The sequence below is a fragment of the Pelomonas baiyunensis genome, from assembly GCF_043555935.1.
Lineage (GTDB): Bacteria > Pseudomonadota > Gammaproteobacteria > Burkholderiales > Burkholderiaceae_C > Pelomonas > Pelomonas baiyunensis.
Genome location: NZ_JBIGIB010000001.1, coordinates 1,227,579 through 1,240,965, shown reverse-complemented (window position 1 = coordinate 1,240,965; position 13,387 = coordinate 1,227,579). Strand labels below are relative to the sequence as shown.

13 protein-coding genes are annotated in these 13,387 nt (G+C 69.1%); 7 read left to right on the top strand and 6 right to left on the bottom strand.

Annotated elements, in window-relative coordinates; all coding sequences use genetic code 11:
* Positions 1–20: 20 nt before the first annotated feature.
* Positions 21–2,282 (bottom strand): RelA/SpoT family protein, encoded by a 2,262-nt coding sequence (locus ACG01O_RS05555; protein ID WP_394382120.1) that lies wholly within the window; start codon positions 2,280–2,282, stop codon positions 21–23.
* The gene (locus ACG01O_RS05550) at positions 2,279–3,160 is read right to left on the bottom strand and encodes an alpha/beta fold hydrolase (protein ID WP_394382118.1); all 882 of its coding nucleotides are present in this window, start codon (positions 3,158–3,160) and stop codon (positions 2,279–2,281) included. The genes ACG01O_RS05555 and ACG01O_RS05550 overlap by 4 nt, the downstream gene beginning before the upstream one ends.
* Before the next feature lie 38 nt (positions 3,161–3,198).
* Here ACG01O_RS05550 and ACG01O_RS05545 point away from each other — a divergent pair, with 38 nt between their 5' ends.
* On the top strand, positions 3,199–3,969 hold the full coding sequence (locus tag ACG01O_RS05545) for a 3-hydroxybutyrate dehydrogenase (RefSeq protein WP_394382116.1): 771 nt from the start codon (positions 3,199–3,201) through the stop codon (positions 3,967–3,969).
* A gap of 50 nt (positions 3,970–4,019) precedes the next feature.
* Here ACG01O_RS05545 and ACG01O_RS05540 read toward each other — a convergent pair whose 3' ends face one another.
* Positions 4,020–4,721 carry an SIMPL domain-containing protein gene (locus ACG01O_RS05540; protein WP_394382114.1) on the bottom strand — a complete coding sequence of 234 codons (702 nt, stop codon included), beginning with the start codon at positions 4,719–4,721 and terminating at the stop codon, positions 4,020–4,022.
* Between the two features lie 142 nt (positions 4,722–4,863).
* On the opposite strand from ACG01O_RS05540, the gene ompR reads away from it, so the two are divergent.
* The 3 genes from ompR to ACG01O_RS05525 are packed head-to-tail and all read left to right on the top strand — an operon-like array spanning position 4,864 to position 7,660.
* A complete protein-coding gene (gene ompR / locus ACG01O_RS05535) occupies positions 4,864–5,598 on the top strand; it encodes an osmolarity response regulator transcription factor OmpR (protein WP_394382112.1) in 735 nt (244 codons plus the stop codon).
* Positions 5,599–5,601: 3 nt separating this feature from the next.
* The gene (locus ACG01O_RS05530) at positions 5,602–6,930 is read left to right on the top strand and encodes an ATP-binding protein (RefSeq protein ID WP_394382111.1); all 1,329 of its coding nucleotides are present in this window, start codon (positions 5,602–5,604) and stop codon (positions 6,928–6,930) included.
* Positions 6,931–6,946: 16 nt separating this feature from the next.
* Positions 6,947–7,660, top strand: a complete 714-nt coding sequence (locus ACG01O_RS05525; protein ID WP_394382110.1) for a substrate-binding periplasmic protein — start codon at positions 6,947–6,949, stop codon at positions 7,658–7,660.
* A gap of 44 nt (positions 7,661–7,704) precedes the next feature.
* Here ACG01O_RS05525 and ispF read toward each other — a convergent pair whose 3' ends face one another.
* Positions 7,705–8,208, bottom strand: a complete 504-nt coding sequence (ispF, locus tag ACG01O_RS05520; protein WP_394382108.1) for a 2-C-methyl-D-erythritol 2,4-cyclodiphosphate synthase — start codon at positions 8,206–8,208, stop codon at positions 7,705–7,707.
* A 77-nt stretch (positions 8,209–8,285) separates the two neighbouring features.
* On the opposite strand from ispF, the gene ACG01O_RS05515 reads away from it, so the two are divergent.
* Complete coding sequence (locus ACG01O_RS05515; protein ID WP_394382106.1) at positions 8,286–9,008, top strand: substrate-binding periplasmic protein; 723 nt, start codon at positions 8,286–8,288, stop codon at positions 9,006–9,008.
* Positions 9,009–9,046: 38 nt separating this feature from the next.
* Positions 9,047–11,272, top strand: a complete 2,226-nt coding sequence (locus tag ACG01O_RS05510) for a patatin-like phospholipase family protein (protein WP_394382105.1) — start codon at positions 9,047–9,049, stop codon at positions 11,270–11,272.
* On the opposite strand, the gene ispD is transcribed toward ACG01O_RS05510, so the two are convergent.
* Entirely contained in the window at positions 11,245–11,946 is a 702-nt protein-coding gene (gene ispD, locus ACG01O_RS05505; protein WP_394382103.1) for a 2-C-methyl-D-erythritol 4-phosphate cytidylyltransferase, read from the bottom strand. The genes ACG01O_RS05510 and ispD overlap by 28 nt on opposite strands.
* 20 nt (positions 11,947–11,966) lie before the next feature.
* On the bottom strand, positions 11,967–12,716 hold the full coding sequence (locus ACG01O_RS05500) for a class II aldolase/adducin family protein (RefSeq protein WP_394382101.1): 750 nt from the start codon (positions 12,714–12,716) through the stop codon (positions 11,967–11,969).
* Between the two features lie 111 nt (positions 12,717–12,827).
* On the opposite strand from ACG01O_RS05500, the gene ACG01O_RS05495 reads away from it, so the two are divergent.
* Positions 12,828–13,385 (top strand): hypothetical protein, encoded by a 558-nt coding sequence (locus ACG01O_RS05495; protein ID WP_394382100.1) that lies wholly within the window; start codon positions 12,828–12,830, stop codon positions 13,383–13,385.
* The last annotated feature ends 2 nt before the right edge of the window (positions 13,386–13,387 follow it).

Genomic DNA, 13,387 nt, shown 5'->3' with positions numbered 1-13,387 from the left:
TTTTCAGGTCCGAAAGAAACTCACTTCCTTCGAGCCGAACGGACCCCGGGCACGGCGCACAAGTCGCGCAGCACTTTGGTCAATCGCGCCGCATCCGTCAGCTCCAGCGTGAAGCTCATCCACGCGGTGTCGCCGCCGCCGGTGCGCGGCTTGGCGGCCCCCGGCTTCATGGATTGCGTGTTGACGGAGACGACGTTCATCTTCTCTTTCGCAAAGATGTCCAGCACGTCGCGCAGCAGGCCCTGGCGGTCGCTCGCCTCCACGAGCACATCCACCGGGTAGACCGGCGCGTTCTTGCCTTCTGACTCTCGCCCGGCCCACGCCACGGCGATCACGCGCTCCGGGTTGCGGCGCTGCATTTCCGCGAGGTTGCTGCAATCGCTGCGATGGATGGCCACACCCTTGCCGCGCGTGACGAAGCCGGCAATCGCATCCGGCGGCGCGGGGCGGCAGCAGCGCGACAGCGTGGTGAGCAGCGAGTCGATGCCCACCACCAGCACCCCGCCACGACTGTTGGCGGCCGTCGCGCTGCGGGTGTGGCGCTGCGCCAGCAGTTCATCTTCATCGGCCACCGGCTCGGGCGGGCGCAGCAGCAACTCGATGTTGCGCAGCGAGTACTCGTCCTTGCCGACCACCTCGAACAGCGCATCTGCCCCCTTGAACCCGAGCCGGGCGGCGAGCTCGTCCAGCTTCAATGCGGTGCGACCTTCGCGCTGCAGCAGCTTTTCGACGAGTTCACGCCCCTTGGCCACGGTCTGCGCCTGCTGCAAGGCGTTGAACCACGCGCGCACCTTGGCGCGCGAACGCTGGCTTTGCAGATACCCCAGCTCCGGGTTGATCCAGTCCAGCGACGGGCCGCCCTCCTTGGCCGCGATGATTTCCACCGTCTGCCCACTGTGCAGCGGTGTGTTCAGCGGCAGCATCTGACCATCGATCCGCGCGCCGCGGCAGCGATGCCCCAGATCGGTGTGCACCGCGTACGCGAAGTCCACCGGCGTGGCGCCAGCGGTCAATTCCACGATGGTGGCCTGCGGCGTGAAAACGTAGATGCGGTCGTCAAACGCCGGCGCGCCCTCGGCGTGGGTGGCGTCACGCTCCCAGGCGAGCAGTTGGTTCAGCACGGCCTTGCGCGCCCGGGCCACCTGCTCTTCGAACTCGCCCGCAGCGCTGACGCCGGCGTAGCCGCGCGCACCGGCCTCTTTGTAGGCCCAGTGCGCAGCCACGCCGTGCTCCGCGTGCTCATGCATCTCGCGCGTGCGGATCTGCACTTCCATCGCCCGCCCGTCAGCCCCGGTCACCACCGTGTGCAAAGACTGGTAGCCGTTGGGCTTGGGCTTGGCGATGTAATCGTCGAACTCGCCTGGCACCGGCGTGTACACCTCGTGCAGCCGCGCCAGGGCGGCGTAGCAATCCGCCACGGTGGGCACCACCACGCGCAAGGCACGCAGGTCGAACACCCGCTCCAGCGCGAGCGACTTGCCCTGCATCTTCTTGTGGATGCTGTACAGGTGCTTGGGGCGCCCCTGCACTTCAGCCTGCAGTCCTTGCGCAGCCAGGTCGGCCTGCACGGCGCCCCGCGCCGCTTCCACGCGCTGCTCTCGCTCGACCCGCGTTTCGTGCAGCGCCTTGGCCAACGCCTTGTAGGTGTCGGGCTCGCGGAAGCGAAACGCCAGGTCCTCCAACTCCCACTTGAACTGCCAGATGCCCAGCCGGTTCGCCAGCGGCGCGAACACCGCTTGAGATTCCTCTGCCAGTTCGGCCGGGCACGGCAGCTTGCTGGCGGCGTACCAGCGCAGGGTTTGCAAGCGGGACGCCAGGCGCAGCAGCACGACGCGCAGGTCCCGCGAGAACGCCAGCAGCATCTTGCGCACGCGCTCGGTCTGCTCGGCGCGCTGGTCCGACTTCTTGTCGACCGACAACTTCGCGTCCCGCGTGGTGCGCTGCAGTTGCACCAGCCGCCGCGTGTGCGTCACCAAACTGGCGTAGCTGTCGCCGAACGCCTTGGCCACGGTTTCTTCGGGCTTGGTCAGGAAGTCAGCGGCGTAGACCAGATACGCCGCCGCCTGCAGCTCCTGGGCCGCGCCCACCCGGTGCAGCAGCGCCGCCACGCCGTCCGCGTGCGTCAGCGCGTTCTCGCCGGTGTCCAGGCTCTGCATGGCCAGGAGGGGCTCTGCAAAAGCACGTGCTCGAACGATCTCGGCGTGGGAATGCCCGGCGCCGGCATCCAGCAGCGCCACGATGGGCGCCGTGGCGGCGCCGTCGGCCATCAAGCCGGTTTTCATGAACTCAGGAAATCTCTCACAAGGGCGACCTGGTCGCCATGAATCAGGGTCGGCGCATGGCCCACGCCGGCCAACTCCACACACCGGGCCTTGGGGCCGCGCTGCGTCATGGCCTGGGCCGTCTCGCGGGTCAGCAGGTCGCTGTCAGCGCCGCGAATCACCAGCGTCGGGCAGCGCAGCTGGTCGTAGGCGGCCCACAGTGCCGCTTCACCGGCGGCCACCAACTCAGGCGTGACCGCGCCGAACGGCAAGGCGATCGACGGGTCGTAGTGGGCCACCCATTCCGCGCCGGCCTGCCGGAACATCGGCGCGGACAGGGCCAGCCATTCGGCATCGGTGTGCGGCCCAAAGCCTTCGGAGATGCTGCGCAGGTAATCCGCCCCGGCTTGCAACGAAGGAAACCGCGGCGTTTTGCCCAGGTAGGTGCCGATGCGCTGCAAGGCTTCGAACCGAATGGCCGGGCCCACATCGTTGAGCACCAGGCGCCGAATGGGCGACGCCACCCCGGCAGGGCGCGGCAGCGAGGCCAGGCCCAGGCCGATCAAGCCGCCCATCGACGTGCCCACCCAATCCACCTGCTCCACATCCAACCGCGCCAGCAGCGAGACCATGTCCGCCACGTAGGAAGGAATCTGGTAGCCCGCCGGCTGGCGCAGCGCGTCCGACCGCCCCCGGCCGACGACGTCCGGGCAGATGACACGGTAGTGCGACTGCATCGCCTGGGCCAGCACATCAAAGTCGCGCCCCTGGCGCGACAGCCCGTGCACGCACACCAGCACCGGCGCCTGCGGGCTGGGCCCGGCCCAATCCCAATAAGCCATGCGGTGCAGGCCAGTGCTGTCCAGACAATTCACGAAGCGCAGAACGGGCTGGGTCATGATGCAATCCTTTCGGTTCATCATAGAAGGACACCTGCATGTTGAAAGGCAAGACCGCCCTCGTCACGGGCTCCACCAGCGGCATCGGTCTGGGCGTGGCCCTGGCCCTGGCACGGCAAGGTGCCAACCTGATCCTGAATGGCTTTGGTGACGCCGAAGGGCCGAAGGCCGAAGTGGCCGCCTGCGGCGTGAAGGTGGGCTACCACGGCGCTGACATGAGCAAGCCCGACGACATCGCCGCGCTGATGGCCTATGCGAACGCCGAGTTCGGTGGCGTGGACATCCTGGTGAACAACGCCGGCATCCAGCACGTGGCGCCGGTGCAAGACTTCCCGGTGGAGCGCTGGGACGCAATCATCGCCATCAACCTCAGCTCCGCCTTCCACACCACGCGCCTGGCGCTGCCCGGCATGCTGGAGCGTGGCTGGGGCCGCATCGTGAATATCGCATCGGTGCACGGCCTGGTGGCGTCGGCGCAAAAGTCGGCCTACGTTGCCGCCAAGCATGGCCTGGTGGGATTCACCAAGAGCGTGGCGCTGGAAACCGCCACCTCGCCCGTCACGGTGAACGCCGTCTGCCCGGGCTGGGTGCTGACGCCGCTGGTGCAAAAGCAGGTGGACGCCCTGGCCGCCCGTGAGGGCGTGAGCAACGACGAAGCCAAGCGCCGCTTGCTGGCCGAGAAGCAGCCGTCGCTGCAATTCACCACGCCGGAGGAACTGGGCGCGCTGACGGTGTTCCTGTGCTCGGACGCCGCCCACAACGTGCGCGGCCAGGCCTGGTCCATGGACGGCGGCTGGACGGCCGTCTGACCGCGTCCGCCGGGCGCTGCACCTGAAGCAGAGCCTGACTGGGCCCTTGACTAGCGGCCGACCGCGTCCCGCGTCAGCTGCACGCTGCCGTTCACGGTGACCGTGACGGTGGCCCGGCCAGCGGCCGTGGGCAGCGCCTCTTCCGCAACGCCCATGCGCGCGGCTTTCATCAGCATCGGCGCGGCCGCCACGGCCTCGTCGCCGCTGATGCTGACCTCGCCCACCACGTAGCCGCCGTAGCCGAACTGCTTGGCGTAGTCGGCGGCCTTGGCGCGGTAGCGGGCAATCGCCTGGGCAGTGACCTCGCCTTCCGCCTTCTCGCGGGCCTCGCGAGACAGCGAATACCCCGTGCGGGCAATCGTCAGCGTCGTGATGCGCGCCGTGAGCTGGGCAATCGTCGCGGCGTCACGCCCTTCCAGCTGCAACTCCGCACTGCCTTGCCAGCCGTTCATGCGGCCGGTTTTGGGGTCGTACCGCGGGTTGAGCGAGAAGCTGCCCGTCTGCACGTCCACCTGACCGGGTCGGGCCACTTTGCGCGCTTCAGCCAGCGCCGCCTCCAGCGCCTGCTTGAGCCCGGCTTGCACAGCGCCGGCATCGGTGCCTTCGCGGCTGGTGGCCAGGCTGACCCCCAGCACATCCCGCGTCACCTCCACGCTGGCACTGGCCGACAGGCTGATGCGCTCGTGCGGCACCTCAGCTGCGTAGGCGGCGGCCGCCAAGGTCAAAACTGGAAGGGCCAGGAGTCGATGCATGGGCTGCCTGCTTGAAGGGGAAGTCGAAACGGTCAGCTTACCTGGGCGACTTGGCAACGAGCTGTAACGCCTTCGTGCTGTCCTACATGCGAAGGTGTCAAAACCTGCTCACAATGCCGCTGTTACAAATTCAGGAACCGCGATGAGCACCAGCGCGACACCCCGTCCCAACCGCATTCTTGTCGTCGATGACGACGCCCGCATCCGCGACCTGCTGCGCCGCTACCTGACGCAGGAAGGCTTCGAGGTGCTGCTCGCCGAGGACAGCCGCGCACTCAACAAGCAGCTGACCCGCGAGACCGTGGACCTCATCGTGCTGGACCTCATGCTGCCCGGCGAAGACGGCCTGACCATCTGCCGCCGCCTGCGCGCCGCCAACGACAGCACGCCCATCATCATGCTCACCGCCAAGGTGGAAGATGTGGACCGCATCGTCGGCCTGGAGGTCGGCGCCGACGACTACCTCGCCAAGCCGTTCAACCCGCGCGAACTGCTGGCCCGCATCAACGCGGTGCTGCGCCGCCGCCCGCCGCCCGAAGCCCCGGGCGCGCCCAGCAAGGAGCCGATGACGGTCACCTTCGGCCCGTTCGAATTCGACCTGGCGCTGCGCCGGCTGACCAAGAACGGCGAGCAACTGCCGCTCACCACCGGCGAGTTCTCCATGCTCAAGACCCTGGTGCGCCATCCGCGCCAGCCACTCAGCCGTGACAAGCTGGCCCAGCTGGCCCGTGGCCGCGAGTTCGAGCCTTTCGACCGCAGCCTGGACGTGCAGATCTCGCGCCTGCGCAAGATGCTGGAAGCCGACCCGGCCCAACCGCGCTACATCCAAACCGTTTGGGGCGTGGGCTACGTGTTCGTGCCCGACGAAAACACCTAGGGCATGGCACGCCGCCGCCGCCCGCACCTGGCGCTCAATCTTTTCTGGCGCACCTTCACCTGGCTGGCCCTGTTGCTGGCGGGTGCGGTGCTGTCCTGGCAGTACACCTTCAAGCGGCTGGAAGCCCAGCCCCGGGCGCTGGAGGCCGCGGAACAGCTCGCCGGGCTGGTCAAGCTCAGCCGCATTGCGCTGGAGCACACCGACCCGATCAACCGCGTGGCCGTCATCAGCTCCATGACACGCGGCGACACGGTGCAGGTGCGGGTGGCCGAGAACACCGACCGCTGGTTGCCCTACGACAGCAGCGCCTTTGGCCAGCAGTTGGCTGCAGAACTGCAGAAAGCGCTGGGGCCGGACACCGTCGTCGCGCGCAGCGTGAACGAAGCGCCCGGGCTCTGGGTGCGGTACGTGGTGGGCGAAGACGCCTTCTGGCTGAAGACCAGTCCGGCCCCACTGTCGGTGGCCCTCACCAGCAACTGGTGGTGGGTGTTGATCGCCCTGCTGGCCACCGTGGTGGGCTCGGCGCTGATTGCACGGCTCATCAACCAACCGCTGCGCGAGCTGGCCGAGGCGGCCGGGCGCATCCGTGAAGGCGAATACGACTCCCGCCTGGACGAAACCACCATGACCAGCGAGATCCGCGAGGTCAACATGGGCTTCAACCGCATGGCCCGCGAACTGGCCAAGCTGGAAGAAGACCGCGCGGTGATGCTGGCCGGCATTTCGCACGACCTGCGCACGCCGCTGGCCCGTCTGCGCCTGGAAACCGAAATGAGCGTGGCCGACGAACAGGCCCGCTACTTCATGGCGGCCGACATCGACCAGCTGGACGCCATCATCAGCAAGTTCATGGACTACGCGCGCCCCAACGAGACGCAGCTGCGCGAAGCCCGGCTGCTGGACATCGTCGAGCGCGAGGTGCAGGGCTTCCGCGACCCCGACCAAATCCGCTTCCGAGTGCAGGTCAGCGAGGCCTTCAAGGTGTTTGTGGACGACACGGAACTGGGCCGCGTACTGCTGAACCTGTTCGAAAACGCGCGCCGCTACGGCCACGAGCCGGGCGAGCCGGCCCTGGTGGACGTCAGCGCCACGCGCCAGGGCGCCTGGGTGGAATTGCAGGTCCGCGATCACGGCCCCGGCGTCCCTCCGGACCGCCTGCAGCGCCTGACCACGCCGTTCTACCGCGGTGACGCCGCCCGCACGGCCGCCAGCGGCGCCGGACTGGGCCTGGCCATCGTGGAGAAGTCGGTGCAGCGCCTGGGCGGCACGCTGTCCATCAACAACGCCGAGTCCGGCGGGCTGCTCACCGTGCTGAAGCTGCAGGCCGCCTGAGCTAACCTCCGGGGCCATGCGCCCTGCCTCGCTGCTGTCGCTTCTGGTGCTGCTCAGTCTTGGTGTCACGGCCCGGAGCGAGCCGATGACGGTGCACATGCTGGTGTATCCGAATGCCGGCCTTTTCGAGGTGACGGACGGGCAACTCACCGGCCCCGGAGCAACCATGCTCGACCGGCTGCAATCGCTCAGCCAAGTCCGCATGACCCAGCAGGTGGTGCCCATCGCCCGCGCACTGCAAATGGCGCAGCTGCAGCCGGGCATCTGCGCCGTGGCGGTGCCGCGAACGCCCGACCGGGAAAGCCAGTTCCGATGGACCGTGCCCTGGGCCAGCAGCGCCATGGCCGTGTTCGCACGCGCGGCCGACCCCCGCCAGGTGCGTAGCGCCGCCGATCTGCGCGGGGCGCGCCTGGCCGTGCTGCGCGACTCGGTGCCGGCCGCCTGGGTCAAGGAGCAAGGCCTCAACGCCTACGAAGTCAATGAAACCGGCATCGGCCTGCGCATGCTGGCCGCCGAGCGGGTGGACTACTGGGTGGGCAACGAATTGGCCACCCAGTACGCGATGCGCGGTTGGCCGGGGACACTGCCCAAGGCGCTCTACACGTTCGGCCGCGTCGACCTGCCCATGGGCTGCCACCCGGCCACGCCCTCAGGTGTGGTGGAGCGGCTCAATGCGGCGCTGGAGCACATGCGCCGCGACGGCGAGCTCGCCGCCTTCGGCCTGCGCTGACGGTCAATCAGCAGCCCATCAACGCTGCCGTGCGCTGGCGAGGGTCAGCCAGCAGCGGACGCCGCAACCAGCAAACACACCGCACGGGCCTCGATGGCTCGGCCCTCGCCCACCGGCCCCATCTTTTCGGCCGTCTTGGCTTTGACGTTGACGCGGTCTGGCGACACGCCCAACACCTCGGCCAGCCGCACGCGCATGGCCGGGATGTGCGGGGCCATCTTGGGCGCCTGGGCGACGATGGTGCTGTCCAGGTTCGCCAGTTGCCAACCCGCCGCCTGCACCTGGCGGTACGCCTCGGCCAGCAACACCATCGAATCTGCCCCCTTGAACTCGACGGCGGTGTCAGGAAACAGCTTGCCGATGTCGCCCAGCGCGGCCGCGCCCAGCAAGGCATCGGTGATGGCATGGGCCAGGGCGTCGGCGTCGGAGTGGCCCAGCAAACCGTGGCTGTGGGGAATGGTGACGCCCCCCAACACCAACGGGCGGCCCGTGACCAGTTGATGGGTGTCCCAACCCTCACCCATCCGCAAAGCGTGCAAGAAATTCATCCCGTCATTGTCGGATGCCGAGACGAAACGCGGCGCAAAGGTTAGGCTCTGGCAACGATTTCAGCGCGGGCTCCTTCATGGCGAGAACCGGGTGGCTGTTGTGGGTGGTCTGGGCGGTAGGGCTGGCCGCGGCGGGCGTGGCCCACGCGGCCGGTGAGTTGCATCTGGTCGTCTACCCCAACCCCGGCCTGTTCGAGGTGGGCGCTGACGACAGCCTCAGCGGCAAGGGCATGACGCTCATCCAGCGCATGGGCGGGGTCAGCGGCATCACGCTCAACGTGCAATCACTGCCCATCCCGCGCGCCCTGGCCACCGGTGCGGCCACACCCAACCACTGCCTGGTGGGCATGATCCGAACGCCCGAGCGCGAGGCCAGTTTTGCCTGGGTCGGGCCCGTGGGCGGTGGCTCGGTGGTGGCCTACGTGCGCGCCGACGACACCCGCCCGCTGAAGGACGCCAGCGACCTGCGCGGCCGGCAATTGGTGACCCAGCGCGACTCCGCCATGGCCAGCGCCTTGCGCCAGCAAGGCCTGGCGCCCTACGAAGCCAACAACCCGCTGGGGGCACTGCGCATGCTGCAGGCGGGTCGGGCCGACGTCTGGGTGGCCAGCGAACTCAGCGCCCAACCCACGCTGGACGCGGCCGGTGGCGCCGCCGTGCGGCCCGCGCTGGTGCTGCAGCGGGTGGAAATCTATCTGGCCTGCCACCTCGGCTCAGAGGCCGAACTGCTGACCCGACTGCAGCAAGCCGTACAGCGCCTGCGCCGTCAGGGCGAACTGACCGAATTCGGCCTGCGCTGACCCGGACGGCCGCTGCAGCCCTGCTATGGTGCCGCGCCATGCGCCGCGCCCTGCCCTGTTTGCTGTCCAAAGTCCTGCTCGTCGTCGCCGCAGTGGCGGCCGGCGTGTGTCCTGCCGTCGCCACGGCCCAACCGCCGGATCGGCCCAAGATCGGACTCGTGCTGTCCGGGGGCGGCGCGCGGGGCTTGGCCCACATTGGCGTGCTGCGCGTGTTGGAAGAACTGCAGGTGCCGGTGGACTTGATCGTGGGCACCAGCATGGGCGCGGTGGTGGGCGGCGCGTACGCGTCGGGCCGCAGCGTTGACGAACTGGAATCGCTGGTGAAAAGCGCCAACTGGAACGCCATCCTGGCCGACCGCCCGGCGCGTGACCGCCTCGCCATCCGCCGCCGCGAGGACGACGAACGCCTGCCCTCGCGCATCGAGTTCGGCTTCAATTTCACCCGTGGCGCCATGCTGCCCGGCGGTGCCGCCGGCAACGGACAGCTGGAGGCCACGCTGTCGTCCCTGCTGCCGGCCACGCGGGCGGACGACCCGCTGCGCCAGCTGCCCCTGCCCTTCCGCGCCGTCGCCACCGATTTGCTGTCGGGCGCCATGCTCGACCAGGCCGACACCCCGCTGTTCGAGGCCCTGCGCGCCTCCATGGCCGTGCCCGGCGTGTTTGCGCCGCTGCGCATCAACGGCCGGCCCCGGGTGGACGGCGGCCTGGTGCGCAACCTGCCGGTGGACCTCGCCCGCCAACTGGGGGCGGACATCGTGATCGCCGTCAACGTGGGCACGCCGCTGCTGGAAGACCGCGAGATCACCAGCGCCGTGACCGTGGCCAACCAGATGCTGCAGATCCTGACCGAGCAGAACGTGCAGCGCTCGCTGTCCGAGCTGCGGCCGCAGGACATCGTCATCGACCCCGACCTGCCCGGCATGGGCTTCATGGACTTTCAACGCGCCGACGAGGCCATGGCCACCGGCCGGCGCGCAGCCCTTGCGGCGGTGGAGCGACTTCAGGCCCTGGCCCGGCCGCAGCACGCGCAGGCCCTGCAGGCTCGCCGCCTCGGCCTGCCGGAATCGGCCCAGGCCGCAGTGCCGCTGGGCGAACTGCACTTTGTCGGCACGCAACGCACGCGCGCTGACGCGCTGGCGGCCGAGCTGGCCCTGCCCGCCGGCCAACCCATCGGCCGGGTGGAACTGGCCCGCGCCGTGGAACGGCTGGACGGGCTGGGCGACTTCGAGCGGATCGAGACCGAGGTGGACGACCGCGACGGCCAACGCCACGTGGAGTTCAAAGTGACCGAGGCCGACTGGGCCGCCAGCCGCCTGCGCCTCGGCCTGGAGCTGTACAGCAACTTCGCCGAAGCCAGCAGCTACTCGCTCGTGGCCATGCACGTGGCCAACTGGCTCAATGCCTGGGGTGGCGAGTTGCGCAGCGTGGGCCGCATCGGCTCCAGCCGCGGCTTGAACACCGAGTTCTACCAACCGCTGGGCCCGGGTTCGCGTTGGTTTGCCAGCGCCAAGCTGGCCTACACCGCCGGCAGCAACGATGTGTTCGACCAGGGCCAACGCGCCCTGCGCCTGGCCAGCAGCCTGACCAGCGGCCAACTGGAACTCGGCCACCGCGTGGCCGGCCTGGGCGACCTGCGCATGGGCGTGGGTCGGCTGCGCGCGAGTGACGAAGTGGTGCTGCCCGTGACGCCCACCAACGGCACCCGCTCCCAGCTCTACGCGCAGCAGTACGTGGAACTGCACACCGACTCGCTGGACTCGCTCGCCTTCCCCAGCCGCGGGCAATGGACCACCGCCCGCATCGAGTGGCTGCAGCCGCGCGGCGAGGCACGCGTCATCAACGCCTCGCTGATCGGCCTGGCCGCTTTCCGCATGGGCGAATGGGCCGGCCAGTTCTACGGCGAATTCGCCCACGCCGAGCGCGGCCAGACCCGGTCGCTGGGCGGCTACCTGCGGCTGTCTGGCACGGCAGACGCATCGCTCACCGGCGAGAACATGGCCCTGACCCGCATCGTCATGGCCCGGCGCATCGGCCAGATGCCCGTGGGCCTGGGCGGCGCCGTGCGCGTGGGCTTCTCGCTGGAATCCGGCGCGGTGGGCGCGGGCTCGGGGCTGAAGCTGTCGAACCTGCCGCGCGAGGGTTGGAAGCAAGCCGCGAGCGGCTTCCTCAGCGTGGACACACGCTTCGGGCCGTTCTTCCTGGCCTTGGGCACCACCCGGGGCGGGGACACCTCGGCCTACTTGCTGCTCGGCCCCACCTGGTGAAGCCAGCGCTCGGCGAGCGCGAAGTCCTCCGGCCACGTCACCTTGAAGTTGGCCATGGACGCCCGCACCAGTTGTGGCGCGAGGCCCAGGGCTTCGACGGCGCTGGCTTCATCGGTGGCGGCGGCGCCCATCGCGGTCAAGGCTCGCTCGACCAGGCCCAACCGGAACATCTGGGGCGTCTGGGCGGCCCACTTGTCGCGGCGGTCGACCGTGGCGGTCACGCGGCCCTCGGCGTCGCCTGATTTCAACGTGTCAGCCACGGGCTGGGCCAGCAGGCCGCCCACCGCGTCGTGCTGGCAGGCGTCGATCAGCGCGTCCACCCAGGCCGGCTGCAGCAGGCAGCGCGCGGCGTCGTGCACCAGCACCCAGTCGTCGTCCGTCGCGCCCCGGCGGCGCAACTCGGCCAGGCCGCCCAGCACGCTCTCGGCGCGGCTGGCGCCGCCCACGCGCGCCACCCAGCCGGTGTGGCCCGGCAACGCAGCGTCGAAGCGGTCGTCGGTGGGCGACAGCACCACCAAGGTCTGCGTCAGGCGTGGCACGGCCGCCAGTGCGGCGAGGGTGTGGGCCAGCATCGGCCGGCCGGCGATCGGCACGTATTGCTTGGGCATGCCCGCGCCGGAGCGCTCGCCCACACCCGCGGCGGGCACCAGGGCGAAGAAACGGGGGGAAGTCATCCGCCCGATTGTCTGCGCGCTCAGACGTCGTGCCCGGGGTTTTGGCGCGCCAACCGCCGCAGCAGGCCGGGCCACGCCAGCGACGCGCCGGAGCCGCGCATGACCTTGTCGCTCTGCGCGCGAATGCCCGCAAGGATCGGCGCCGGAATGCGGATGAGCTCCCCACCGCCGGCCTGCGCCGCAATCTGAATCTCGCAGGCCCGCTGCAGCATGAACATCTTCAAGAAGGTGTCGGCCGCGCTGCGCCCCAGCGTGAGCAGGCCATGGTTGCGCAGCATCATCAGCGAGGTGCCGCCCAGGTCGGCCACCAGGCGGGCCTTCTCTTCGGGGTTGAGGGCGACACCCTCGTAGTCGTGATAGCTCAGGGAGGCCAGCGGGAACAGGCTGTGCTGCGACAGCGGCTGCAAGCCCTCGCGCTGGATGCTCACCGCCACGCCCGCCACCGTGTGCAGGTGCATCACGAACTGGGCGTCCTCGCGCGCCTCGTGCACCGCGCTGTGGATGATGAACCCCGCGGGGTTCACGTCGTACTCGCTGGGCACCACCTTCTGGCCGTCGGCATCCACCTTCACCAGGCTGCTGGCCGTGATTTCCTCGAACATCATCCCGTAGGGGTTGATCAGGAAGTGGTGATCAGGCCCCGGCACGCGGGCGGAGATGTGGGTGAAGATGAGATCGTCCCAACCTTGCAGCGCGGCCAGCCGGTACAGCGCGGCGAGGTCGCAGCGAACGGCCCATTCTTGGAGGCTGATGAGGGAGGGTCGGCTCATGGAGGGCTCCGGGTTGGACGTGATGGGCCAGCATAGGCCGGGCGAGGCTGCGGACAATGTCACCTGCGCGGCCACGCAACACGGATCGCCGCACACCTGCTTCCCAGACCCATGCCCACCTCCGACCTGCCACTGCCCCTGGCACTCGCCTTTCCCGAATCGCGGCGGGAGGCGTTTGCCTCGTATGCCGGCCATTGGCTTGCCAATGAAGCACTGACCTTCACACCCGGCGAGACCGTCCGCGTGGCGGGTCAGGCGCTGACGCTGCCCAGGCGAATCAACCTGAACCGAAGAAAGCTGGTGGACTCATGGGGCTGCGACAACGTTCAGCGTGAGCACGCAGACCTGGTGCTGGCGTTGGGCAGCCGGCATCACGATGGCTACTACCGCGAGTCGTGCGTGCGCAAGCTGCTTGCCGGTCAGCCAAGCTGGACGCTGCCCTACGTGCTGGCGCCCCTGGGCGAGTACGTGCTGGAGATTGGCGAGGCCATCCTGGACGGCTGGGACATGCTGGACAGTGGCGCCCTGTCGTCCTTCTGCGCAGACAATCCTGCACTCGTGGACCGCCTGCGGCGTCGAGCCACAAGCTACTGGGACTGCTACTACCGCACCCGGTTTCCACGCCAAGACGACTACCCGCCCTGGCAGGCTTTGTGCCGACTCCCCTGATC